The sequence below is a fragment of the Methylotenera versatilis 79 genome, from assembly GCF_000384375.1.
Taxonomy (GTDB): Bacteria; Pseudomonadota; Gammaproteobacteria; order Burkholderiales; family Methylophilaceae; genus Methylotenera_A; species Methylotenera_A versatilis_B.
On record NZ_ARVX01000001.1, the window covers coordinates 2,479,237 to 2,503,349 of the forward strand.

The 24,113-nt window shown below is 40.9% G+C and carries 21 protein-coding genes; 14 read left to right on the plus strand and 7 right to left on the minus strand.

Going from position 1 to position 24,113, the window contains the following annotated elements:
* Positions 1-41 precede the first annotated feature (41 nt).
* Positions 42-1,373 carry a 3-phosphoshikimate 1-carboxyvinyltransferase gene (gene aroA, locus METVE_RS0111955; RefSeq protein WP_020168725.1) on the plus strand — a complete coding sequence of 444 codons (1,332 nt, stop codon included), beginning with the start codon at positions 42-44 and terminating at the stop codon, positions 1,371-1,373.
* 54 nt (positions 1,374-1,427) lie between these two features.
* Here aroA and METVE_RS0111960 read toward each other — a convergent pair whose 3' ends face one another.
* Positions 1,428-1,652 carry a DUF2061 domain-containing protein gene (locus tag METVE_RS0111960; protein ID WP_020168726.1) on the minus strand — a complete coding sequence of 75 codons (225 nt, stop codon included), beginning with the start codon at positions 1,650-1,652 and terminating at the stop codon, positions 1,428-1,430.
* A gap of 88 nt (positions 1,653-1,740) precedes the next feature.
* Here METVE_RS0111960 and cmk point away from each other — a divergent pair, with 88 nt between their 5' ends.
* The 6 genes from cmk (at position 1,741) to METVE_RS0111990 (ending at position 7,352) form a co-directional block, all read left to right on the plus strand.
* Positions 1,741-2,406: a (d)CMP kinase gene (cmk, locus tag METVE_RS0111965; RefSeq protein WP_020168727.1), complete on the plus strand. Its 666-nt coding sequence runs from the start codon at positions 1,741-1,743 to the stop codon at positions 2,404-2,406.
* 223 nt (positions 2,407-2,629) lie between these two features.
* On the plus strand, positions 2,630-4,144 hold the full coding sequence (rpsA, locus tag METVE_RS0111970; RefSeq protein ID WP_020168728.1) for a 30S ribosomal protein S1: 1,515 nt from the start codon (positions 2,630-2,632) through the stop codon (positions 4,142-4,144).
* An 84-nt stretch (positions 4,145-4,228) separates the two neighbouring features.
* Complete coding sequence (locus METVE_RS0111975; protein ID WP_020168729.1) at positions 4,229-4,513, plus strand: integration host factor subunit beta; 285 nt, start codon at positions 4,229-4,231, stop codon at positions 4,511-4,513.
* Positions 4,514-4,681: 168 nt separating this feature from the next.
* Positions 4,682-5,914, plus strand: a complete 1,233-nt coding sequence (lapB, locus tag METVE_RS0111980) for a lipopolysaccharide assembly protein LapB (protein WP_020168730.1) — start codon at positions 4,682-4,684, stop codon at positions 5,912-5,914.
* A gap of 26 nt (positions 5,915-5,940) precedes the next feature.
* Entirely contained in the window at positions 5,941-6,642 is a 702-nt protein-coding gene (gene pyrF / locus METVE_RS0111985) for an orotidine-5'-phosphate decarboxylase (RefSeq protein ID WP_020168731.1), read from the plus strand.
* Between the two features lie 101 nt (positions 6,643-6,743).
* Entirely contained in the window at positions 6,744-7,352 is a 609-nt protein-coding gene (locus tag METVE_RS0111990; RefSeq protein WP_020168732.1) for a ComEA family DNA-binding protein, read from the plus strand.
* Positions 7,353-7,451: 99 nt separating this feature from the next.
* Here METVE_RS0111990 and METVE_RS0111995 read toward each other — a convergent pair whose 3' ends face one another.
* Both METVE_RS0111995 and metG read right to left on the minus strand, forming a co-directional pair.
* The gene (locus METVE_RS0111995) at positions 7,452-7,913 is read right to left on the minus strand and encodes a glycine zipper domain-containing protein (RefSeq protein WP_020168733.1); all 462 of its coding nucleotides are present in this window, start codon (positions 7,911-7,913) and stop codon (positions 7,452-7,454) included.
* 131 nt (positions 7,914-8,044) lie between these two features.
* Positions 8,045-10,096 carry a methionine--tRNA ligase gene (gene metG / locus METVE_RS0112000; protein WP_020168734.1) on the minus strand — a complete coding sequence of 684 codons (2,052 nt, stop codon included), beginning with the start codon at positions 10,094-10,096 and terminating at the stop codon, positions 8,045-8,047.
* 159 nt (positions 10,097-10,255) lie between these two features.
* Here metG and apbC point away from each other — a divergent pair, with 159 nt between their 5' ends.
* Both apbC and METVE_RS0112010 read left to right on the plus strand, forming a co-directional pair.
* Complete coding sequence (gene apbC, locus METVE_RS0112005) at positions 10,256-11,344, plus strand: iron-sulfur cluster carrier protein ApbC (RefSeq protein WP_020168735.1); 1,089 nt, start codon at positions 10,256-10,258, stop codon at positions 11,342-11,344.
* A 3-nt stretch (positions 11,345-11,347) separates the two neighbouring features.
* Positions 11,348-11,902: a DUF1003 domain-containing protein gene (locus METVE_RS0112010; protein ID WP_020168736.1), complete on the plus strand. Its 555-nt coding sequence runs from the start codon at positions 11,348-11,350 to the stop codon at positions 11,900-11,902.
* A 9-nt stretch (positions 11,903-11,911) separates the two neighbouring features.
* Here METVE_RS0112010 and pgl read toward each other — a convergent pair whose 3' ends face one another.
* On the minus strand, positions 11,912-12,604 hold the full coding sequence (pgl, locus tag METVE_RS0112015) for a 6-phosphogluconolactonase (protein ID WP_020168737.1): 693 nt from the start codon (positions 12,602-12,604) through the stop codon (positions 11,912-11,914).
* A 290-nt stretch (positions 12,605-12,894) separates the two neighbouring features.
* Here pgl and gnd point away from each other — a divergent pair, with 290 nt between their 5' ends.
* The 4 genes from gnd (at position 12,895) to METVE_RS0112035 (ending at position 18,503) form a co-directional block, all read left to right on the plus strand.
* Positions 12,895-13,800, plus strand: a complete 906-nt coding sequence (gene gnd / locus METVE_RS0112020) for a phosphogluconate dehydrogenase (NAD(+)-dependent, decarboxylating) (RefSeq protein WP_020168738.1) — start codon at positions 12,895-12,897, stop codon at positions 13,798-13,800.
* A 161-nt stretch (positions 13,801-13,961) separates the two neighbouring features.
* The gene (gene zwf / locus METVE_RS0112025) at positions 13,962-15,461 is read left to right on the plus strand and encodes a glucose-6-phosphate dehydrogenase (protein WP_020168739.1); all 1,500 of its coding nucleotides are present in this window, start codon (positions 13,962-13,964) and stop codon (positions 15,459-15,461) included.
* A 136-nt stretch (positions 15,462-15,597) separates the two neighbouring features.
* Positions 15,598-16,173: a dCTP deaminase gene (gene dcd / locus METVE_RS0112030; protein WP_020168740.1), complete on the plus strand. Its 576-nt coding sequence runs from the start codon at positions 15,598-15,600 to the stop codon at positions 16,171-16,173.
* A gap of 89 nt (positions 16,174-16,262) precedes the next feature.
* The gene (locus METVE_RS0112035) at positions 16,263-18,503 is read left to right on the plus strand and encodes an arginine/lysine/ornithine decarboxylase (RefSeq protein WP_020168741.1); all 2,241 of its coding nucleotides are present in this window, start codon (positions 16,263-16,265) and stop codon (positions 18,501-18,503) included.
* Between the two features lie 31 nt (positions 18,504-18,534).
* On the opposite strand, the gene METVE_RS0112040 is transcribed toward METVE_RS0112035, so the two are convergent.
* Together METVE_RS0112040 and METVE_RS0112045 are read right to left on the minus strand one after the other, a co-directional pair.
* The gene (locus METVE_RS0112040; protein WP_020168742.1) at positions 18,535-19,017 is read right to left on the minus strand and encodes a dihydrofolate reductase; all 483 of its coding nucleotides are present in this window, start codon (positions 19,015-19,017) and stop codon (positions 18,535-18,537) included.
* A gap of 241 nt (positions 19,018-19,258) precedes the next feature.
* A complete protein-coding gene (locus tag METVE_RS0112045) occupies positions 19,259-21,130 on the minus strand; it encodes a PQQ-dependent dehydrogenase, methanol/ethanol family (RefSeq protein WP_020168743.1) in 1,872 nt (623 codons plus the stop codon).
* Between the two features lie 397 nt (positions 21,131-21,527).
* On the opposite strand from METVE_RS0112045, the gene METVE_RS0112050 reads away from it, so the two are divergent.
* Entirely contained in the window at positions 21,528-23,036 is a 1,509-nt protein-coding gene (locus METVE_RS0112050) for an aminotransferase-like domain-containing protein (RefSeq protein ID WP_026362127.1), read from the plus strand.
* 385 nt (positions 23,037-23,421) lie between these two features.
* On the opposite strand, the gene METVE_RS0112055 is transcribed toward METVE_RS0112050, so the two are convergent.
* The gene (locus METVE_RS0112055; protein ID WP_020168745.1) at positions 23,422-23,937 is read right to left on the minus strand and encodes a PepSY domain-containing protein; all 516 of its coding nucleotides are present in this window, start codon (positions 23,935-23,937) and stop codon (positions 23,422-23,424) included.
* Between the last annotated feature and the right edge of the window lie 176 nt (positions 23,938-24,113).

Genomic DNA, 24,113 nt, shown 5'->3' on the forward strand with positions numbered 1-24,113 from the left:
AACAATAAATCCGCAAAAAAATAGATTAAAGAAAATCGTTAATGGAACAACTACACTTACCTGCCGCCAGCCACGCACAAGGCAGTATGACATTGCCCGGCTCAAAAAGTATTTCGAATCGCACCTTGTTGTTGGCCGCGTTAGCTGATGGCGTCACTGAGATTCATGATTTATTGGATTCTGATGATACCAATCGCATGCTGGAATCTTTAGCGAAATTAGGGGTTAATTGTGAGAATATCGCCAAAAATACTTGGCGTGTTACTGGCTGTGGCGGAAACTTCCCTAATAAAAATGCATCCTTATTTTTAGGCAACGCCGGTACCGCTTTTCGGCCGTTAACTGCTGCGCTGGCAATATCTGGCGGACATTACAATTTAAGTGGCGTAGCGCGCATGCATGAGCGACCAATCGGCGATTTAGTCGATGCGCTACGTCAAGCGGGCGCAAATATCAACTACGCTGGAAATGCAGGCTTTCCACCTTTGAATATTTCGCCAACCACATTAGACTTAAAGCAAGCAATTCAAATTCGTGGTGATGTATCAAGTCAGTTTTTGACTGCCTTATTGATGGCTTTACCATTAAGTGGTCAACAAACAACGATTGAGGTTATCGGCGAGCTGATTTCTAAACCTTATATTGAAATCACGCTTAACTTAATGGCAAAATTTGGTGTAATAGTTGAGCGCGAAGGTTGGCAACGTTTTACTGTATCAGCAAATAGTAGCTATAAAAGTATAAGTCGATATTTTGTTGAAGGCGATGCTTCATCAGCATCTTATTTTCTTGCTGCGGGAGTAATAGGCGGTGGCCCAGTAAGTGTTATTGGAATTAGTAAAGATAGTATTCAGGGCGATGTAAAATTTGCTTATGCTCTGGACCCAGATAAAACTGAGCCTTTATATACAACTATACCGTTAAGCTATATGGGCGGAAATATCAGTTGGTTTGATAACAGGATGGAATCAAGCTTAGCTCCTGATGTTAAGCTTCAAGCAATAAATTTAGACTGCAACCATATTCCAGATGCCGCGATGACTTTGGCAATACTGGCTTTATTTGCAGATGGCACAACTACTTTGCGCAATATCGCCAGTTGGCGCGTAAAAGAAACAGATCGTTTAACTGCAATGGCAACTGAATTACGTAAAGTTGGCGCGATTGTAGAAGAAGGTATAGATTACTTAACCATTACACCGCCCGAAAAACTAACGCCAAATGCTGTCATCGACACTTACGATGATCACCGTATGGCGATGTGTTTTTCTTTAGTCAGTTTAGGTGGCGTGCCGATTACCATTAATGACCCTAATTGCGTGGCGAAAACTTTCCCCAATTATTTTGAGGAATTTAAGAAACTAGTCAGTTAAATGGGCAAATTAAATGGGTTAAGTAAGCGATAAATCATGAATTAATCTGTTCAGTTAATGCATATGTAACCAGCCCAATTTCACGGTTTTTGCATATTTTTCTGGATTATTTTGCTCGAATTTTTTCCAAGCTTTCTCGTGAAAGTAGAAAACTACCGTATTGCAAGCGGGTTCGATAATTGCCAACAAACCGCCAACCATCGCGCTGCCAGTTAACAAATAACCTACCGTAAATGCAACGGCAAAGTGTAAAATTGCGAATGAAATTGTTTTAGCCATGCTGTACTCCTAAAAAGTTGAAACCATTATTATTCCATCAGAAATTTAATCCAATTGATTATTAAAATATTATCGATAAGTTTTATTTATGAGTAACGCGCCTATTTCTGTTATTACCATTGACGGCCCTTCTGCCAGTGGAAAAGGCACTGTTGCCGAGCGCGTAGCAGAAAAACTCGGATTTCATTACTTGGATTCTGGTGCTTTATATCGAATCGTCGCATTTGCTGCCAATAAAAATAATATTGCATGGAATCAAGCAGATGCACTGGGTGAGTTGGCAAAAAAACTTCATATACAATTTACCAAAGGTGACATTTATTTGAATGGTGAACGCATTACCGAAGCGGTTAGAAGCGAAGAAATGAGTCGCGGCGCATCAGAAGTTGCCATTCACCCGCCTGTGCGTGATGCGCTATTAAACTTGCAGCGTAGTTTTCGCCAAGTACCTGGCTTGGTTGGAGATGGTCGCGATATGGGTTCTGTGATTTTTACCGATGCGCAATTGAAGATCTTTTTAACTGCCGATGTAGAAATACGCGCAGAACGCCGTTACAAACAACTGATTAACAAGGGCTTAACGGCTGATTACAGTCAAATTTTAGCAGACTTACAATTGCGTGATAGCCGTGATCGTCAGCGCAGTGCTGCGCCGCTGGTTCAAACGGCAGATGCACTACTATTAGACACGACGAATCGCAACATAGAGCAAGCGGTAGAATTCGTTTTAAATGCGCACCAAAAAACTCAGTAAAAAACCAAAAAAAAACAGCAATTATTGGCATTAAAAAGTCATTAAGTCATTGAACAGATGCTATTTTTTGTGTAACATGCACGATTCGTGTTAAGTTTAAAACAATATGATTGTTTGATTTAACGTTTAATAACTGCCCCACTGCTAGGTGGGAACGCTTAATGTGGTTTTTCAATCGTAATTTGAAAATGGCTTTAAGTAATTTTTTAGGTAACTCTTTTTAATGGCTTCTACTTCTACTTCTCCATCATCGATGGAATCTTTCGCCGCGCTTTTTGAAGAAAGCTTGGCACGTCAGGAAATGCGTTCCGGTGAAGTGATCACCGCAGAAGTTATCTTTATTGATAGCGATCACGTAATTGTTAATGCTGGTTTAAAATCTGAAAGCGTCATTGATGCTGCAGAATTCAAAAATGCTCAAGGTGAGCTTGAAGTGGCCGTTGGCGACTTTGTAAAAGTATGTATCGAAAAATTAGAAGATGGCTTTGGTTCAACTCAGCTTTCTCGCGAAAAAGCGAAGAAAATGGAAGCTTGGCTTGATTTAGAAGACGCAATGAACGAAGGCCGCGTAGTTAAAGGTTTCGTATCTAGCCGTGTTAAAGGCGGCTTACGCGTTTCAGTTAATGGCATCATGGCTTTCTTGCCAGGTTCATTGGTTGATATTCGCCCAGTAAAAGACACTACTCCTTTCGAAAATAAAGAGTGGGACTTCAAAGTAATCAAGCTTGACCGCAAACGTAACAATATCGTGGTTTCTCGCCGTGCTGTGATGGAAGTTAGCATGGGTGCAGACCGCGAAGCATTGATGGGCACATTGCAAGAAGGCGCGATCATTAAAGGTATCGTTAAAAACATTACTGATTATGGCGCATTCGTTGACTTGGGCGGCATTGATGGCTTACTACACATTACTGATTTAGCATGGCGTCGCGTTAAGCACCCATCAGAAGTGCTAACAGTTGGTGAAGAAGTTGAAGCAAAAATCTTAAAATTCGATCAAGAGAAAAACCGCGTTTCATTAGGTATCAAACAATTAGGCGATGACCCATGGGTTGCATTGACTCGCCGTTATCCAGTGAGCACACGCTTATTCGGTAAAGTTTCAAACATTACTGACTATGGCGCATTCGTTGAAGTAGAACCAGGCATTGAAGGTTTGGTACACGTTTCTGAAATGGATTGGACTAACAAAAACATTCACCCCGGCAAAATCGCTCAATTAGGCGACGAAGTTGAAGTGATGATTCTTGAGATCGACGAAGATCGTCGTCGTTTATCATTAGGTATGAAACAGTGTAAAGCCAACCCTTGGGATGATTTCTCTGCGACTCACGCTAAAAATGACAAAGTTTCTGGTCAAATTAAATCAATCACTGACTTCGGCGTATTTATTGGCCTAGCTGGTGGCATTGATGGTTTAGTGCATTTGTCTGACTTATCTTGGACACAAACTGGCGAAGAAGCGATTCGTAACTTCAAAAAAGGTGACGAGTTAAGCGCAGTTATTTTAGCAATCGATGTTGAAAAAGAACGTATCTCTCTTGGTGTTAAACAACTGACAGAAGATCCATCAGGTGCTACACCTTCATCTAGCAACGATGATAAAGCAGCAAAACCAAAAGCCAAAGCAAAAACCAAAGCTGAAGATAGCAGTACTAAAGCTGAAGATGATGCAGCAGCAGCTGGTACGACTAACCTTGGCGCTTTATTAAAAGCAAAAATGGATAGCAAGAAATAAGTTAATTAGTAAAACTAAGCTAGTTTGATGTTAATCGATATTAATTTAAAACATATTAAGCTAAATTAAAGGCAACTATAAGCCATGACAAAATCAGAATTAATTAATTTATTAGCAGAGCGTTTTCCACAACTTGTTGTGAAAGACGCTGAGTTATCAGTTAAAGCAATTTTAGACGCAATGACTGATAACTTATCGACTGGTGAGCGTATCGAAATTAGAGGGTTTGGTAGTTTTAGTTTGAATTATCGCCCTCCTCGTTTAGGTCGCAATCCAAAAACTGGCAGTAAAGTACAGGTACCTGCAAAACATGTACCACACTTTAAAGCAGGTAAAGAGTTACGCGATCGCGTTGATTCTGCGACTTAAATTAACATCGATATGAGTAATACAAAACGGCGCAAATTATGCGCCGTTTTGTATTTAATTCCGCTTATTTCATTCAATACTGTCGTTACTTTTAACGTAATTCGTACAATGATTAGTCATTAAGCTTAAGCTTGGGTAAAATGCCTTTATATAATTGGTGCAAGATTGATGATGATAGAATTTGAATATTGGTGGCTGTTAGTTTTACCGCTGTTTTTTACTTTAGGCTGGATTGCCGCGCGTGTCGATATTCGGCAATTACTTTCAGAATCCACAACTCTACCCGCCGCCTACTTTAAAGGCCTGAACTTTTTAATCAGCGATCAGCACGACAAGGCCGTTGAAGCTTTTTCTGAAGCCGTTATAGCCAATAGCGATTCACTAGAATTGCATTTCGCCTTAGGTAGTTTATTTAGACGTACTGGCGAAACAGAGCGCGCGATCAATCTCCATATCAATTTGCTTGATAAAAAAGAGTTAACTGACCCGCAAAAAAATGCAGTAAAAGCAGAGCTCGCACAAGATTACTTAAAAGCAGGTTTGTTTGACCGCGCCGAAGAGTTATTTAAAGGTTTAGAAGATCAGCGCTATCGTCAGCCTGCGCTGCGTGCATTGTTAGAGATTTACGTGCGTGAGCGCGAATGGGCGCAAGCGATTACAACGGCAACGGAACTAGAGCGTTTATCTGGCGTGCCATTCAGAAAAGAAATCGCGCAATATTACTGTGAAATCGCCATGAATCACATCATCACGCAAAACGCGGATGCGGCACATAGCCAGTTAGCATTAGCCTTAGATGCGAATAAAAACTGTATTCGCGCCAATGTACTGTTAGGCGATATTGCCGCCAGTGCGAATCAACATCAAGTCGCAATATCCTATTGGAAACGCATCGAATTTCAACAGCCAGAATATTTAGGGTTAGTAGCCAGCAAAATGCTAAAAAGTTATCGCGCTTTAGATAGTGAAAATACTGAGAATGCAGGCATTGGAATCCATCTAAAAGAAGGTTTGGCGCAATTAAATACCTATATTGAAACCTACAAACTCCCTTCGTTGATGTCTGTTTTATATCAAGCAACATTAGCCGAAGAAGGTGCAGACAAAGCAGCCAAACTTGCGCGTAACGAGTTAATCCGTCAGCCTAGCTTAAGCACTTTAGATCAATTGCTACAAGCGCGAGCAATGGCGGATGACGTGAATAACCAAGATGTGCAATTAATGCAACAAACGGTACGCAATGCAATTGGCAATCGCGCGGCTTATCATTGTAATCAATGCGGATTTCGTGCCAAACAATATCACTGGCAATGCCCTGCTTGTAACGCTTGGGAATCATTACCGGCAGAACCATCTGAGATGATGCAGCGTGAAATGACCGTAAAGAAAACTAATTCGTAAAAATTAAATCTGTAAAGTTAAACCAAATGATCGATTCTAAAATCATTGTCGCGCTGGATTATGCCGATGCAGCAGGCGCACTTAATCTTGTTAATCAACTTGATTCCAGCTTATGTAAACTTAAAGTGGGCAAAGAACTGTTTACTGCCGCTGGCCCGCAATTGGTGGAAAAGTTAATCGCTAAAAACTTCCAAGTTTTTTTAGATTTAAAATTCCATGACATCCCCAATACAGTTGCAAAAGCCTGCGAAGCAGCAAGCAATTTGGGCGTATGGATGTTAAACGTTCATGCCAGCGGCGGAACTGCAATGATGCAAGCGGCGTTAGAAGGTGTTAATAAAAGCAAGTATTCGCCTTATTTAATCGCCGTGACGGTGCTGACGAGTATGAGCCAAGCCAATCTAAATGAAATTGGCATTGAAAATAATATTGAAAATCAAGTGCTTAAGCTAGCAAAGCTATCACAACTTGCTGGCCTACATGGAGTAGTTTGTTCAGCATTAGAAGCCGAACTATTGAAACATCATTTACCGCAAGACTTTCTGTTGATCACACCAGGCATTCGGCCTGCAAGCGCAAATAAAGATGATCAAACGCGCATATTAACGCCAACACAAGCGTTAACCGCTGGCGCCAGTTATTTGGTAATAGGTCGCCCAATTACGCAAGCAGTCAATCCTATTGATGCGTTAATTGCCATCAATCAAGAAATTCAGGCATTTGCATAGCCTATAAAAATAAGTTTGTAACTAGCACTTAGTCAACGAAAACAGTACACTAACGTTGATGAGAGTGCTCGTCAACCATACTTAACTTAGGGGTAAAACAAATGAAAAAAATATTAATCGCCTTACTTGCTAGCCTTGCATTTAGTTTTAATGCACTTGCTGCTGTTAACTTAAATACCGCTACACAACAAGAATTAGAGTCTTTAAATGGAATCGGTCCAGTAAAAGCGCAAGCGATTATTGATTATCGTAAAAAGAATGGTAACTTTAAATCGGTAGATGATCTTGAAAAAGTGGATGGTGTTGGTGCAATTACATTGCAAAACGTACGTAAAGATGTGGCTGTTAGCGGCAAAACCACTGCTGTAGCGCCAGTTGCAAAAGATACTAGTTTAGTTAAAGCAGCAGAATCAAAAACCGGTGATGCAAAAGCTAAAAAAACTAAGGCTGATACAAAAGCGAAAAGTGATATAGCAAAAGATGCAAAACCAGCGAAAGATGCTAGCTTAGTAAAATCCGCTGAATCAAAAACGGGCGATGTAAAAACAACTAAAGCTAAAAAAGAACCAAAAGCTAAAGAAACTAAAGCTGATGCAGCAAAAGATACTAGTTTAGTAAAATCAGCAGAAGCGAAAACCAAAGAAGATAAACCAGCTAAAGCGAAAAAACCTGCAAAAGCGAAAAAAACAGATACTGAAAAGAAAGAATAAACTGAATCACTTTAAGACTTAAAGTAGCCCTTCAATATTTAGAAGTTCTTCATCATTAAAAAGCCCGCTTTCGCGGGCTTTTATCTTACTACTATTTAATTAATCATCATGGCCCTGATGCTTATGTTTATTGTGACCTTTACCGTGTTTATGTTTGTTTTTATATTTGTAGTTATGATTGTTACTTACTTTAGGGCTAGGTTCATCAATAACTTTACCAACCACTGCGCCACCTGCGCCACCTAAGCCCGAACCCACTACCGCACCTGTTGTGCTACCACTTACTTTACGACCTACGTAAGCACCGCCTGCACCGCCAGCTGCACCTCCAATTACTGCTCCAGCTTGGCCTTCACCCTTGGTAGTTACTGCGCCACCCAAGCCGCCGCCTACGGCACCACCGACAACTTCACCAGTACTACCACCGACAACGCTACCAATTGCAGTACCCGCAGCAGCACCTAAACCACCGCCTATAGCTGTTTTAGCGTTGCTATCTGCCGCCATTACTTGGCTTGAAAATAACAAAGCAAACAAAAACTGAATAGAGATACCTTTCACAACATGCTCCTTTTAAGTGCTACAAAGCCAATGCTTTGTTTCGCACATATATTACAAGATAAAAAAAATTTACAAATCAGATAACACCGACATTGAATGTCAGCGTTTTCCTACAAACAAATGATGAAAAACTATTTAACACGCATACCCGCTTGCGCGCCATTATCTGGACTTAGAATATAAGGCCCACCGCGTTCATCACTAGCGGCTAACACCATGCCTTCACTCATGCCAAACTTCATTTTGCGTGGTGCTAAGTTTGCCACCATCACGGTATTTCGTCCGACTAAAGTCGCTGGATCATAAGCTGATTTAATGCCTGCAAATACTTGTCGCGGCTTTTCTTCGCCAATATCCAAAGTTAATTTGAGTAACTTTTCAGCGCCTTCTACATGTTCTGCGTTAACAATTTTAGCGATGCGTAAATCAACCTTAGTAAAATCATCAATGCTGATATATTCGGCTTCCGGTTGTGCGGCTACCTCTACTATTGGCGCTTGCGCTACAGCAGGTATTGCAGTTAAGTTTTCTTTGTTAGCTTCCGTCATGGCTTCAATCAGCTTAGGATCAATACGCGTAATCAAATGGTCATAAGCATTAATAGTCTGTTGGTTAATCAAAGATGTACCAACACTATCCCAGTCTAATGGTGCAATATTAAGGAACTTTTCAATCTCAGCAGCCAAATCTGGCAACACTGGTTTTAGGTACAAAGTTAGCAATCTAAACATTTCCAACGCATCAGAACATACTTGCTGCAAAGCAACATCTTGCCCTTCTTGCTTCGCCATCACCCACGGCGCTTTTTCAGCAACATAACCATTAGCAATATCTGCCAAGCGCATAATTTCACGCAACGCTTTGCCATATTCACGCTCTTCATACGCGTTTGAAATAATATTTGCGGCTGTTTGCAATTCTGCAATAACAGCATTTTGATTGGATGGCTGCAATTTTCCTGCGAAGCGCTTGTTAATAAACCCTGCGGTACGGCTGGCAATATTGATGTATTTACCCACCAAATCACTATTCACGCGCGCCACAAAATCTTCTAAATTCAAATCGATATCTTCCATCGTGCTATTCAATTTAGCTGCGTAGTAATAGCGCAAATATTCTGGATTTTTAATATGATCTAAATAACTACGCGCAGTAATAAACGTACCGCGCGACTTACTCATTTTTTCGCCGTTAACAGTTAAAAAACCGTGCGCGAAAATCTTGGTTGGTTTGCGGTGTCCACTATATTCAAGCGTTGCAGGCCAGAATAAAGCGTGGAAATACAAAATATCTTTACCAATAAAATGGTAAAGCTCAGTCGTTGAATCCGCTTTCCAATATTCGTCAAAATCCAAGCCTTTAGCAGCGCACAGCTTTTTGAAACTGGCCATATAGCCAATCGGTGCGTCCAGCCAAACATAGAAGTACTTACCGGGCGCATCGGGAATTTCGAAACCAAAATAAGGCGCATCGCGTGAAATATCCCAATCGTTTAGGCCATTCTCAAACCACTCGCCCATTTTATTGGCTGCTTCACCTTGCAACGTGGCTTTATTAGTACCAGCACCAGAACGCGTCCATTCTTTTAAAAACGCTTCACATTCTGAAAGCTTGAAAAAGTAATGTTCGGTTTCTTTACGCACTGGCGCGGCGCCAGAAACCGCTGAATACGCATTAATCAATTCAGTCGGATTATAAGTTGCGCCGCATACTTCACAGTTATCGCCATATTGATCTTTCGCATGGCATTTCGGACACTCACCTTTAATAAAGCGGTCTGGCAGGAACATATTTTTAACAGGGTCAAAAAACTGTTCAATTGTTTTTGTCGCGATTTTGCCGTTGTCTTTTAATTTGCGATAAATCGTTTGTGATAATTCTTTATTCTCAGGCGCATTGGTGGAGTAATAATTATCGAAATCCACCAAAAATTCCGCAAAGTCTGCACTATGTTCTTTATGCACGTTGGCAATTAAAGCTTCAGGCGTAATGCCCTCTTTTTCTGCGCGCAGCATAATCGGCGTGCCATGCGTGTCATCTGCACAAACGTAATGCACCGTATGACCCTGCATTTTTTGAAAGCGCACCCATATATCCGTTTGAATATATTCAACCAAATGACCAAGGTGAATACTGCCGTTGGCATAAGGTAGAGCAGAAGTAACTAGGATTTTGCGAGCCATAAATTGCTTTGATTTAAGGTAAAACGCTATTTTAGCAAATTAAGCTCTGTTTTAAAAAATTAAGGTGTTTTAAGTGTTAAGTATTGTTTAACTGAAAGCTTGCATGCTTTAAATACAGCCTTGCGCTAAAATAAGCGTTTTAACGAATCGTCACACATCATGGCACTCACAGACTTAACCATTCAAAATGCCCTAAAAACATTGATTGACCCAAATACTGGCAAAGATTTTATCACCAGTAAATCGGCCAAGAATATTCAAATTAATGGGAACAATATCAGCGTGGATATTGTTTTAGGTTATCCGGCAAAAAGCGTGATGGCGGATGTGCAAAGATTAGTCACTCAACATCTTACAACGCTGGCTGATGGCGGTGTAGTCACCGTTAACATTGGTAGCCGAATCGTTGCGCATAAAGTACAGCAAGGTGTAAATTTACTACCAAATGTGAAAAACATCATCGCTGTCGCATCTGGCAAAGGCGGCGTGGGTAAATCGACCACTTCTGTCAATTTAGCGCTGGCTTTGGCTGCAGAAGGTGCAACAGTCGGGTTACTGGATGCAGATATTTATGGCCCTAGCCAACCGCAAATGCTGGGCATTAGCGGGCGGCCTGAAAGTATGGATGGGAAAAGCATGGAACCGATGCTGGCGCATGGTATTCAAGCGATGAGTATTGGTTTTTTAGTCGATACCGATACACCAATGGTTTGGCGCGGGCCAATGGTGACGGGCGCTCTTGAACAATTATTACGCGATACCAAATGGCGTGATTTGGATTACTTGGTGATTGATTTGCCGCCTGGCACTGGCGATATTCAACTCACTTTGGCGCAGAAAATCCCAGTGACTGGCGCGATTATCGTCACCACACCGCAAGACATTGCCTTGCTAGATGCGCGCAAAGGTTTGAAAATGTTTGAAAAAGTGAACATTCCTATTTTGGGTATTGTAGAAAACATGAGTACGCATATTTGTAGTAATTGCGGTCATGAGGAACATATATTCGGTACTGGTGGCGCGGCGAAGATGTGCGCGGACTACAACGTAGAATTACTTGGTTCATTACCTTTAGATATCAGCATTCGAGAACAAACGGACAATGGCAAACCAACTGTTATTAACGCGCCTGATTCAACAATTGCGAATATTTACAAAGAAATTGCACGTAAAGCAGCGATTAAAATCGCCAATGCCAGCTTAGACCATAGCAGTAAGTTTCCGAATATTGTGATTCAAAACACTTAAACTATGGCAAGCTCAAGTCATAAAGCTAATGAAAAAATCAATCGATTGACTGATGAGGCGATAGATTCCCGCGCGCGAAAAGTAATACGTTATATAACGAATCACCAGCATATTTCAAGAAATCCATCCAAAGAACTGGATGATGAATTCACTTTTGGCCAACGTGCAGCGGATGCTGTAGCCAAATTTGGTGGCTCTTGGAAATTTATTATTTTATTTGGCGTTGTGCTTATATGCTGGGTAGTGCTCAACTCAGTCATTTTGATTGCGCACAATAACGCGTTTGACCCCTACCCTTATATTTTATTGAACTTGTTTTTATCCATGCTGGCATCGATTCAAGCGCCGATTATTTTGATGTCTCAAAACAGGCAAAGCGAAAAAGACCGCTTAAATGCAGAACATGATTACGAAGTTAACCTAAAAGCCGAACTAGAAATTATGTTGCTGCACGAAAAGGTCGATTTATTACGCGAAGGGCAATGGTCTGAGCTGCTGGAAATTCAAAAGCAACAATTACAGTTGCTTAGCGATTTAATTAACAAGCCAGCTGATTAACAAACTAATTTAAGCTAATTCAACACCAAAACAATATACATCCACACCGTTTTCAGGCGCAATCAAAGTCGCAGGAATTTTCACACCTTTACGCCAATTATCCACGGCTTCTTGTTTACCAGCGCCAGTGACTAAAAAAAGCACTTCATGCGTGTTGTTTAAACGATTCTGGGACATGGTCACGCGATCTGCTGGCGGTTTTGGCGCATCAAAAACGGGCACCACGTCTGCGCTGTTATCTACTGTTTGATTCGGAAAAAGACTAGCGGTATGGCCATCTTCACCCAAACCTAAAATCACCAAATCAAACGCGCGTACACCATTTAAAGTTTTCGCGTAAGCTTTTGCGCCTTCTACATTGCCCAATTCAGTTGGAATATCGTGAATTTGGTTTTGTGGAATCGCCACTAGATTCAACCAAACATCTCGCGCCATTTTGCTATTACGCTCTGCATGATCGACTGGCAAACAGCGGTCATCATTATGATACACATGCCAGCTCGCCCAATCTGCGTTTTGCTGACTCAATAATTGATACACACTTTTAGGGGTACTGCCGCCCGCTAATACCACTAAAAAACTACCGTAATTAATAATAGCTTCATCTGCGGCCGCTAAAATACGTTTTACAGCAGCTTGGTTAATTGCATCTTGTGAGTTGAAAGTGTGCCAGCGCGTGTTAGACAGTGAATTGTTTTGCATCGTAAACCAACCTAATTGAAACTTTAAAAATTGAAATTGAAAACTAAATATATAAGGCTAAAAATAATCCTGAACTAAACTTTAAAAAAGAAAAAAGCAGCCTTAAATTGCTCTGCTTTTAATAAACTTTTTTATATTTAATCAGTGCTTCTGCATTTGAGAAGCAACCCTAAATTTGTTATAATTATACGCAACTCAATTAGATAATTCTTAAAAAATTATTAATATTTGATCGCACCGCATCCATAAGATGGGTGCCTTTATCATCCTCACACCATAGGAAAAATAGCATGAAATTAGCAATGATAGGCTTAGGCAAAATGGGCGGCAACATGGCTGCGCGTTTATTACGTCACAAAATTGAAGTGGTTGGTTTTGACTTCAACAAAGAATTCGTCTCAAATCTAGTAGAAAAAGAAGGCATGATTGCAGCTACGTCTGTGCAAGATGCTGTCAATAAATTAGAAGGACAAAAAATCGTTTGGTTAATGTTGCCAGCTGGCGAAATTACCGAAAATCAAATCAAAGACTTAATCCCGCTATTAAACAAAGGCGATATCATCGTTGATGGTGGTAACTCTAATTATAAACACAGCCAACGTCGCGGCGCATTGTTAGCAGAAAGTGGCATCGGCTTTATTGACTGCGGTACTTCTGGTGGCGTTTGGGGCCTTGATAACGGCTACTGCCTAATGTACGGCGGCGATAAACAATTTGCAGATGTATTGGCACCTTATGCACAAGCTTTAACACACGCAGACCGCGGCTGGGCGCACGTTGGTCCAGTTGGTTCTGGCCACTTTACCAAAATGCTACATAACGGTATCGAATACGGCATGATGCAAGCATTTGCTGAAGGTTTAGATTTATTAAAAGGTAAAGAAGAGTTCAATTTAGACTTAGCGCAAATTACCGAATTATGGCGTCACGGTTCTGTTGTACGTAGCTGGTTACTTGACCTGACAGCTGAAGCCCTTAAAAATGATCAGGCATTAGAGTCAATCGCTCCGTATGTCGCGGATTCTGGTGAAGGTCGCTGGACAGTAGTTGAAGCGGTTGAACAAGGTGTTGCGGCACCAGTGTTAACAGTGGCATTGCAAGCGCGTTTCAGAAGCCAAGATAAACATGGTTATAGCTACAAATTGTTATCTTTAATGCGTAATGCTTTTGGTGGCCACGCAGTACAGAAAAAATAAATACTTAACACATTAAAACACCTAAAAAACGCCCTGTTAATGATTCAAGATTATTCGGGGCGTTTTTTAATCAACCACTTATCATCCATTCTCAATTTGACGAGAATGACGCAGTGGCGGAATTTTACTTAAATATTAAGGTTTTAGATAAGGCTTAAGAAATGACGCAAACCCTTGCAGCTAGTAACGAAATTGACCCATGTACGCTTGTGCTATTTGGCGCGAGCGGTAATTTAGCACGTGTAAAACTTTACCCTGGATTGTTTAGATTGGATTCTATTGGCCGCCTGCCTGCAGAATTGAAAATTCTTGCGGTTGGTCGTCAAGAAGTGACTTTAGAAGCTTGGCGTGCGGATATTAAAAGCATGCTGGATGCGAAGTTTAAAAAAGGTTACGACGCGGCGGCATTTGAGCGTTTTATTGCGCGTAACTATTATCATGCTAATCCACCAACTGACCCAGATGCATTTGCTAAGCTTAAAAATACGTTAAGTAATGACGCGATTTTCCCGCAAAACCTAGCTTATTTCTTATCTGTACGTCCTGTGGATTTTGCACCAGTTGTAGAATCATTGGCTAAAGTTGGTTTAACGCAAGAAGATAAATTCTGGCGCCGTGTAGTAGTTGAAAAGCCATTTGGTACAGATTTAGCATCAGCGAAAGAATTGCAATCTGGCTTGACTAAAAATCTGAAAGAAAGCCAAATCTACCGTATTGACCATTACTTAGGTAAATCTGCACTGCAAAACATTTTGCTACAACGCTTTACCAACACGATTTTAGAGCCGATTTGGAACAATCAATATATTGATCATGTGCAAATCACCAATACCGAAATGCTTGGCGTGGGCGACCGCACACAGTTTTACGATAGCACTGGTGCGCTTCGTGACATGATTCAAAGTCATATTCTGCAAACCTTGGCATTAACTGCGATGGAATTGCCAAAAGATTTAACGCCAGATGGCGTGCGCGATGCCAAAATTAAAGTGTTAGAACAAATTCGTCCGATTCCAGTGAATGAGTTAAGCAAGCATGCTTTCCGCGCGCAATATGCAGCGGGTAAAGTAAATGGCGAAAGCGTTCCAGGTTATTTGGAAGAGTTAGGCAATAAAGACAGTGTGGTCGAAACCTATGCTGCGCTTAAATTATTTATTGACAACCCACGCTGGCAAGGTGTGCCATTTTATATCCGCACCGCAAAACGTTTGCACGAAGCTGATACACGCATTTCAATTCGCTTCAAAAAGGCGCCTTTGCAAGTAAATAATCAAGATCAAAACTGGCTAATTATCGGCATCCAGCCACGCGAGTGTATCAAAATGGAAATTCAAGCCAAGGTACCAGGTTTGGATATCAATACCCGCACGATTCAGTTAGATGCGGCAAACCGTTTAGCAGAAGATGATACCGTAGATGCTTACGAAGCTTTATTGCTTAACTTAATGCAAGGTGATAATTCAAATTACCTGCATATTAGTGAAGCCGAGGCGCAATGGCGTTTAGTTGACCCAGTGGTTAAAGCTTGGGCAGCGGACAAATCACCTGTACATCAATACCCTGCTGGCTCTAGCGACCCAGAAGCCTCGAAAGTCATTTTTGAAGCTGAAGACCAATTTTGGCGTTACAGCATTGAATTGGGTGGCGATAAACCCAACTAAAATGCACGCTAATTTTTAGCAAAAACTTTTATCACACAATCTTGTAATGCACTTTATAATGCGCAATCTTAGTTAGATTAGCATTAGAAAAGTGCATTATTTTTTGCATTAAGTATAGAAAGATTAAAGTACAAACATGAGTATAAAATCTGATAAATGGATACGCCAAATGGCTGAACAACACGGCATGATTGAGCCGTTTGAGCCGAATCAAGTCAAGATGAATGCTGCTGGCGAGCGCATGGTTTCATACGGCACGTCTAGTTATGGTTATGATATTCGTTGTAGTAAAGAATTTAAGCTGTTTACTAATTTGAATAGCACGATTGTCGACCCGAAAAACTTCGATCCAAACTCATTCGTTGAAGTGAATGCCGATTACTGCATTATTCCACCCAATTCATTTGCACTTGCCCGCACAGTTGAGTATTTCCGTATCCCTCGTAACGTATTGACTATCTGCTTGGGTAAATCGACGTATGCACGTTGTGGCATTATTGTAAATGTCACGCCGTTTGAACCAGAATGGGAAGGTTACGTGACACTAGAATTTAGTAATACAACTCCGCTTCCAGCTAAGATATACGCCAATGAAGGTTGTGCACAAGTATTGTTTTTTGAAGCAGATGCAGATGACGTATGCGAAACCAGCTATAAAGATCGCGGCGGTAAGTATCAAGGTCAAGTTGGTGTGACTTTGCCTAAAATTTAAATACACAATTTAAAACGACAATTTAGCATTTTTACTCAATTGCCGTGTCCAAACTCCATTCCAGTCAAAGATTTATTAAAGGAATTTGAATGAAATTTCGTTTCCCGGTTGTCATCATTGATGAAGATTTCCGTTCTGAAAACTCCTCAGGTTTGGGCATTCGCGTACTTGCCAAAGCCATCGAAGCCGAAGGTTTTGAGGTGTTAGGCGTCACCAGTTATGGCGACTTAACCTCATTTGCGCAACAACAAAGTCGTGCATCTGCGTTTATTTTATCCATCGATGACAATGAGTTTGTTGAAGGCAACCACGATGCGTTAGACAACTTACGTAAATTTGTCGATGAAATTCGTTATCGTAACGAAGAGATACCAATTTTCTTGCATGGCGAAACACGCACTTCACGCCATATTCCAAACGAAATCTTGCGTGAACTGAATGGCTTTATCCACATGTATGAAGATACGCCAGAGTTTGTGGCACGCTATATTCTGCGCGAAGCACGTACTTATTTAGACAGCCTTGCCCCTCCGTTTTTTAAAGCATTGACAGAATATGCAGCCGATGGCTCTTACTCTTGGCATTGTCCAGGCCACTCAGGCGGTGTAGCGTTTTTAAAATCGCCAGTTGGTCAGATGTTTCACCAGTTTTTTGGCGAAAATATGTTACGCGCTGACGTGTGTAACGCGGTAGACGAGCTTGGTCAATTATTAGATCACACTGGCCCTGTCGCGGCTTCTGAGCGTAATGCTGCGCGCATTTACAACTGCGATCACTTGTATTTCGTCACCAATGGCACATCGACCAGTAACAAAATGGTTTGGAACAGCACAGTCGCACCGGGTGATGTGGTGGTGGTAGACCGTAATTGCCATAAATCGATTCTGCATGCGATTATCATGACCGGCGCAGTACCTGTATTTTTAATGCCAACGCGCAACCATTTTGGCATTATCGGGCCAATTCCAAAAAGTGAGTTTGAATGGGAAAACATTCAAAAGAAAATTGATCGCAATCCATTTATTTTAGATAAAACTGCGAAGCCACGCGTGTTAACTATCACGCAATCTACCTACGATGGCGTGTTATATAACGTAGAAGAAATCAAAGATATGCTGGATGGCAAGATTGATACGCTGCATTTTGATGAAGCTTGGTTGCCGCACGCAACATTCCACGATTTTTACGGTGATTACCACGCTATCGGCGAAGGTCGCCCACGTTGCAAAGAAAGCATGGTTTTTTCAACGCAATCTACGCATAAATTGTTGGCTGGTTTAAGCCAAGCTAGCCAAATTTTGGTACAAGATGCTGAAAATAATAAGTTGGATCGCGACATTTTCAATGAAGCATACTTGATGCACACCTCTACTAGCCCGCAATATTCGATTGTGGCCAGTATCGATGTCGCAGCCGCCATGATGGAAGCGCCAGGCGGCACAGCTTTGGTTGAAGAAAGCCTGATGGAAGCCTTAGATTTCCGTCGCGCCATGCGCAAAGTGGATGAAGAATGGGGTGCCGACTGGTGGTTTAAAGTTTGGGGCCCAGATGATTTAAGCGAAGAAGGTTTAGAAGAGCGTGACGCCTGGATGCTAAAAGCGAATGACGCTTGGCACGACTTCGGCAATCTGGCTGAAGGTTTTAACATGCTGGATCCAATCAAAGCGACCATCATCACGCCCGGCTTGGATATCAAAGGTAATTTCTCCGATAAATTTGGTATTCCTGCGGCAATTGTTACTAAATACTTAGCTGAACATGGTGTGATCGTTGAAAAAACAGGCTTGTATTCATTCTTTATTATGTTCACCATCGGCATCACTAAAGGCCGTTGGAACACAATGGTAGCGGCTTTACAGCAATTTAAAGACGATTACGACAAGAACCAACCGCTTTGGAAAGTATTGCCAGAGTTTGTGCAAAAACAGCCACGTTATGAAAAAGTTGGTCTGCGTGACTTATGTGAAAAAATTCATGCGGTTTATAAAGCCAATGATGTGGCGAAATTGACCACTGAAATGTATTTATCTGACATGGTGCCAGCGATGAAACCAACCGATGCATTCGCTAAAATGGCGCATCGTAAAATTGAGCGCGTGGCGATTGATGAGCTTGAAGGCCGCGTAACTGCTGTGTTGTTAACGCCCTACCCGCCTGGAATTCCGTTGTTGATTCCTGGTGAGCAATTCAATAAGGTGATTGTAAATTACTTAAAATTTGCTCGTGAGTTTAACGAAAAATTCCCAGGTTTTGAGACTGACAATCATGGTTTGGTGAAAGAAATCGTCGATGGTAAGGCAGTTTATTATGTTGATTGTGTAGAGAAATAAACAGCAGACTTAATGCGCAATTATCACCAATTTATTTTTTAATATAAATTAAGTCACTGTATTCAAGACCACTCATTGCGATGTGGTCTTTTTTTTCACTTAATTCCCAATCGTTTACATGAAAACTTGGGAAAAAAGCATCGCCTTCCACAGTGGTATTCACTTTAGTTAAATACAACTTATTGGACAGCGTAATTCCTGCTGCATAAAGTTCTGCGCCGCCAATTAAGAATGGCTCATCATCATCTTTACACAACTCAACTGCTGATTCCAAAGAGTTTGCAATCATTGCGCCTTCTACATGGTAGTTTTTGTTGCGCGTGACGATAACGGTTGTACGTCCGGGTAATAAACGCCCAAGAGACTCATAAGTTTTGCGGCCCATAATGATGTGATGCCCAGTAGTTAACGCTCTAAAACGCTTCAAATCTTCTGGTAAGTGCCAAGGCAAAGTATTGTTGATACCAATAACATTGTTTTCTGCCATCGCGACGATAATGGATAAATTTTTCATGTGGGTAATTATACTGATTCAAGACCTATAATTCGAATCTACTCATGCGGAATCAATAAGATTTGATGTTAAAGACATGCTTGCTAAGTTAGTTTTTTCAAATTTAATGTTTTAAATTTAAATCTGCTCATTAACGTATAAAGATGAAGCTAAAAGCAAAACACCTCGCCGAAGCGAGGTGTTTCTTTTGACATTAACTAACAGTTAACTGGTATTTTCTTACAACTAATCTTACGATTAATTATAGTGAGAATACTGTTAAACCGCCGCCGCCAGGAGCAGCATTGTATTTAGTTAACTCTTTGTAACCACCAGCAGCACCAAGTGCGTCTGTGTCGTTAGTCATACCAAGGTTCATCGCCACACCAGCCCAGCCACCAATACCTGAGAATACACCAACGTATTGTTTGCCTTTTTGGCCGTATGTGAATGAGTTACCAATCACGCCAGAACCCACTTGGAATTTCCAAAGTTCTTTACCCGATTGTGCATCAACCGCTTTTAACCAGCGATCTAATGTGCCGTAGAACACTAAATCAGTTGCAGTTGTTAAAGCACCACCCCAAGCAGAGAATTTCTCTTTGTTGTACCAAACTTTTTTGTTAGTCATTGGGTTGTAAGCAGCAAAACCGCCCATTACGCCATCAGGACCAGCAAACATAGTCAATGTAGCACCAACCCAAGGTTGACCTGCCACGTATTTAGACTCAACTGGCTCATATGTCATACAAACGTGGTTCAATGGTGAATACATCAAACCTGTTTTTGGTGAATACGCAGCTGGTTGTTGGTCTTTAGTACCTAATGCAGCTGGGCAGATGCCTTTTGCATTGTAGTCTTGGTGAGTAGAATACTTACCATCTTTAGCTGGAACGCCTGTTTTCAAGTCAACACCAGTTGCCCAGTTAACGAATGGATGTACTTTCTCAGCAGCAACTAAATTACCATTGCTTGCTAACCAAGTGTAAGCGAAGCCGTTACGGTCATGATGCCAAGCATACGTTTTGCCAGCTTTATCAAATAGAATGACTTCGTTGATACCATCGTAATCCCACTCATCATGAGGAGTCATTTGCATGCCCCATTTTGCAACGCCTGTATCCAAATCGCGTGCAAATACTGACATAGACCATTTGTTATCGCCTGGACGGACATCTGGGTTCCATACTGATGGGTTACCGATGCCGTAATACACTAGGTTAGTTTTACTATCATACGGCCACCAGCCCCATACAGAGCCACCACCATGTTGCCAACCATCTTTAACCGCTTGTGGTTTTAACCAAGTACGTGTGCCTAATTCTTTTTCGCCGATTTTTAATTGGTCGTTAGGAATCGTTTTGAAAGAACCACCTTGTTTGTTACCGCCATTCACGTCTTGGTAAACAGACAATGCATTGTATTGTGGGTTAGCAGAGTTAAAATCCGCGCCGATCAACACTTCAGCATCTGGGCCTGTTGAATAAGCTTTCCATGCCAATGAACCGTCTTTTAGGTTGTAAGCAGCGATAAAGCAGCGAACACCGAATTCAGCACCAGAACAACCTGTTAATACTTTGTCTTTGATTACGTGTGGTGCGTTAGTGTTTGTCGCGCCAACTTTTGGATCGTTAACCAATACTGACCAAGCTTTAGCACCTGTTTTAGCATCTAAAGCAACCAAGTTACCATCATTTTGTTGTAGATAGATTTTGCCGTCGCCGTAGCCTAAGCCACGTGAAACGTTATCGCAACATAGTACAGCTTGTACTGATGGATCTTGTTTTGGGAAATAAGACCAAACGATTTTTTGGTTATCGTTTAAATCTAATGCGTATACATTGTTCGGGAATGCAGTGTGTAGATACATCATGTTACCAACAACAACTGGTGAACCTTCGTGACCACGGTTTACACCGGTTGCGAATGTCCAAGCTGCTTTAAGGTTTTTTACGTTACCTTTGTTGATTTGTGAAAGTGTGCTGTAGCCTTGGTTATTGTGTTGGCCACGTGGATGTGCCCAGTTATTTGCATCTTTCATTGCCGCTTCTTGATCTGCTGCTGCAAATGCTACCATTGGCAATGCCAATGCTACGCTTGCTGCAACACCCATTACACGTTTTTTATTAAACATCGTAATATCTCCAAAGATTAAATTAAATTGAGTTACTCATCGCTTTTAAACTGCGAAGATCAACTGCATTTTAGCTTATATAAAACTGGTACTAGGATAACCAGATTCTTAAAACTCTCATTTAAACTACTCGATCTTCCTTAAAACATGAGTTTTTAAATACAATTGTTTCAATTTGTTAAGCGAATGTTACTGTAACCAAAAAAAGACTAGTTTTAGCCCGCCTGATTGCTTATTTTTAAGTGGTCCAGTAGAAATTTATTACCGTTAAAAATCATTTGTTGCTACCATTCATTTAGTGGACTTAGCCTAGATTTCCATTTAGACAAAAAATTTAACTAATTTTTTTACTTAAGTTATTGATTCTACTTAAGTTAACTAAATGCTAAGGAATGTAATGTTAAGACCATGGGATTTCAGTATGGAAGTTGAGCGTGATTCGCACACGCCTATTCACGTTCAAATTGCTGAAAAAATAATGGATGAAATCCAGCGCGGACGTTTTTTACCAGGCAGCGCATTACCTGGCACACGCGAGTTATCCAACAAGCTTAATATTAATCGTAAAACTGCGGTACAAGCCTATGATGAGCTAATCTCTAAAGGCTGGTTAACTACAGAGAGCAAACGCGGTACATTTGTCTCTTCCCAAGTATTAACTGTCAATCAAAGCATCAAAGCGACAAAAGCTTCATCCATTCAAATATCAGCTAAAAAACATCGTGTACCCAATACATTGATGGCGGCAACCAATGCCGCAGACCAAGCACAAAAAAAACAAGCCTTAGATATTATTCACTTTAGCGATGATTTGCCCGATGCGCGCTTGATTCCTTATCAGCCATTTGCGCGTGCAATGCGACACGCACTTACTTCGTTAACGCGTAATAATAAGCTCAATTATGCCGATGCAAGAGGTAGCACAATCTTGCGCGAAGCAATCCATCACATGCTGAATATGGAAAGAGAGTTGACTGCAGATATCGATAATATTTGCATTGTGCGTGGCGGCCAAATGGGCTTGTTTTTAGCCGCCAGATTACTCATAGAAGCCAACGACTGCATTGTGGTAGAGCAATTGAGTGATCCGATTGCGCGTGAAACTTTTAAAAATTGTGGGGCAACATTATTAGCCGTGAACCACAATAAAAATGGGATTGATTTGGGTGCGTTAGAAAAACTCTGCATTAACCACCCTGTACGCGCTATTTACATTACGCCGCACCATCAAATGCCAACAGGCTTGGTGATGCCAATGGAAAATAGAAAAGCGCTGCTGATGCTTGCAGAACGCTATAACTTTGTGATTATTGAAGATGATAGCGGCCATGAATTTAATTATGACGAAAAACCATTATTGCCACTTGCTAGCTTAGATAGAAATGGCCGCGTGATTTATATCGGATCGCTTTCAAAAGTATTAGCACCTGGTTTTAGAGTCGGCTATTTGGTTGCATCAGAAGCGGTTATTCAATATTGTGCCAGCGACATCACGATGATTGATCGGCAAGGAAATGCTCCCATAGAAATTGCGGTGGCAGAGCTTTTACATACGGGAGAAATCAAGAGACACGTGACTAAATCCTTAAAAACGTATCAAGAACGCAAAATTCATATCTGCAATTTGATTAACCTTGAATTAGCCGAATTCTGCACGATTGCGCCGACGAATTCTGGCCTCGGATTATGGTTAGATTTAGCTAGTTATATTGATACTAATGTACTACTTGAAGATGCAAAGAAGCAAAAATTGAAACTGCAAGACCCTAATAGCTATTCAGAATTTCATCAAGTGTCGGGTTTAAGACTGGGTTTTGCTCATTTAAATTGTGAGGAAATTACTATTGGCATTACACGTTTAAAAAATGCACTTTCCTATCAATCGCGCGTTGCATTAAGAGCTTAAAGTAATAAAAGTCGGCGCGCAGCTGGTGGTTGTATTCAACCGACATTGGTTGTTATGGTGCTAAATATGAACCAACTTACAATTCTGAAAATAAATACAATCGTTTAATCAATGAGTTGCGATTAATTTTATATTGGTACGATACTTGCGGCTATTAACACATGGGAGAGCTATCACTAGGACCTTTGTTGTTACATGATTTTAAGGGTTATGTGTACAGTAAAGGGGTAGACTCCCTACAAATTTTTGGTTTGATTTATTACAGTTAGCTATTCCGCGACATATAGAAAAAGGCGCAATTGCGCCTTTTTCTATTAAACAGCTGTAATCAAATTGTTAAATAACTAGCAAACCAAGCTACTTAACAACAAATTATGCCAAAGAATTAATCTTCTTGACCAATTTGATACACTTCATAGCTATGCTCAACGATTTTGCCTGTTGTTGCATCGACTTCAACTTTAATCTCTTCGCCGTCTGCTTCTAAAATATCAAATTCGTAAGAAGCTTTTCCGTCTGGCTCAAGCTCGTATTCTGTTTCTACAATTTTACCTGGGTAAGCTTTAAGCGCTGTTGCTTGTGCATCTGCTTCAGTTACTTTAGCTAATGCTTTAAATCTTGCATCATCGGCTTTTACTTCTTCCTCAACTTCAATAATTTTGCCTGTTTGAGCATTACACTCAATATCCCATGCTGTACCATCGGCAGATTCAATATCGAACTCATAAACTGGAGATTTATTCTCTGATTTAAATTCCAATTTAACGATTTTACCTTCGTGTACAGATAATGCTGCTTTAACGCACTTACCTAAACTATCCGCTTTATGAGGCTTAATTGTTTCATGATCAGCTGATGCTGTATTTGAAAAAATTGCGGCTACTGCGGCTACAACTAACATTGAACGTATCATTTTATATCTCCAAAAAATTAACTAACGAAATCATTTTTGCGCATTATTGTCTTGGCATTCATTTAAAAATCCAGTGCCAAATACACGTTTACCCGCACAGTATATGTAAAGAGCATATAAAAGTTCAATCAACCTTTGTATGTTTTACACTTGATTTACATTTT

Bases quoted from the DNA above. Each gene is read 5' to 3' on its own strand.
- aroA (WP_020168725.1), top strand. From the start codon at position 42: ATGGAACAACTACACTTACCTGCCGCCAGCCACGCACAAGGCAGTATG.
- METVE_RS0111960 (WP_020168726.1), bottom strand. From the start codon at position 1,652: ATGGCTAAAACAATTTCATTCGCAATTTTACACTTTGCCGTTGCATTT.
- cmk (WP_020168727.1), top strand. From the start codon at position 1,741: ATGAGTAACGCGCCTATTTCTGTTATTACCATTGACGGCCCTTCTGCC.
- rpsA (WP_020168728.1), top strand. From the start codon at position 2,630: ATGGCTTCTACTTCTACTTCTCCATCATCGATGGAATCTTTCGCCGCG.
- METVE_RS0111975 (WP_020168729.1), top strand. From the start codon at position 4,229: ATGACAAAATCAGAATTAATTAATTTATTAGCAGAGCGTTTTCCACAA.
- lapB (WP_020168730.1), top strand. From the start codon at position 4,682: ATGATGATAGAATTTGAATATTGGTGGCTGTTAGTTTTACCGCTGTTT.
- pyrF (WP_020168731.1), top strand. From the start codon at position 5,941: ATGATCGATTCTAAAATCATTGTCGCGCTGGATTATGCCGATGCAGCA.
- METVE_RS0111990 (WP_020168732.1), top strand. From the start codon at position 6,744: ATGAAAAAAATATTAATCGCCTTACTTGCTAGCCTTGCATTTAGTTTT.
- metG (WP_020168734.1), bottom strand. From the start codon at position 10,096: ATGGCTCGCAAAATCCTAGTTACTTCTGCTCTACCTTATGCCAACGGC.
- apbC (WP_020168735.1), top strand. From the start codon at position 10,256: ATGGCACTCACAGACTTAACCATTCAAAATGCCCTAAAAACATTGATT.
- METVE_RS0112010 (WP_020168736.1), top strand. From the start codon at position 11,348: ATGGCAAGCTCAAGTCATAAAGCTAATGAAAAAATCAATCGATTGACT.
- pgl (WP_020168737.1), bottom strand. From the start codon at position 12,604: ATGCAAAACAATTCACTGTCTAACACGCGCTGGCACACTTTCAACTCA.
- gnd (WP_020168738.1), top strand. From the start codon at position 12,895: ATGAAATTAGCAATGATAGGCTTAGGCAAAATGGGCGGCAACATGGCT.
- zwf (WP_020168739.1), top strand. From the start codon at position 13,962: ATGACGCAAACCCTTGCAGCTAGTAACGAAATTGACCCATGTACGCTT.
- dcd (WP_020168740.1), top strand. From the start codon at position 15,598: ATGAGTATAAAATCTGATAAATGGATACGCCAAATGGCTGAACAACAC.
- METVE_RS0112035 (WP_020168741.1), top strand. From the start codon at position 16,263: ATGAAATTTCGTTTCCCGGTTGTCATCATTGATGAAGATTTCCGTTCT.
- METVE_RS0112040 (WP_020168742.1), bottom strand. From the start codon at position 19,017: ATGAAAAATTTATCCATTATCGTCGCGATGGCAGAAAACAATGTTATT.
- METVE_RS0112045 (WP_020168743.1), bottom strand. From the start codon at position 21,130: ATGTTTAATAAAAAACGTGTAATGGGTGTTGCAGCAAGCGTAGCATTG.
- METVE_RS0112050 (WP_026362127.1), top strand. From the start codon at position 21,528: ATGTTAAGACCATGGGATTTCAGTATGGAAGTTGAGCGTGATTCGCAC.
- METVE_RS0112055 (WP_020168745.1), bottom strand. From the start codon at position 23,937: ATGTTAGTTGTAGCCGCAGTAGCCGCAATTTTTTCAAATACAGCATCA.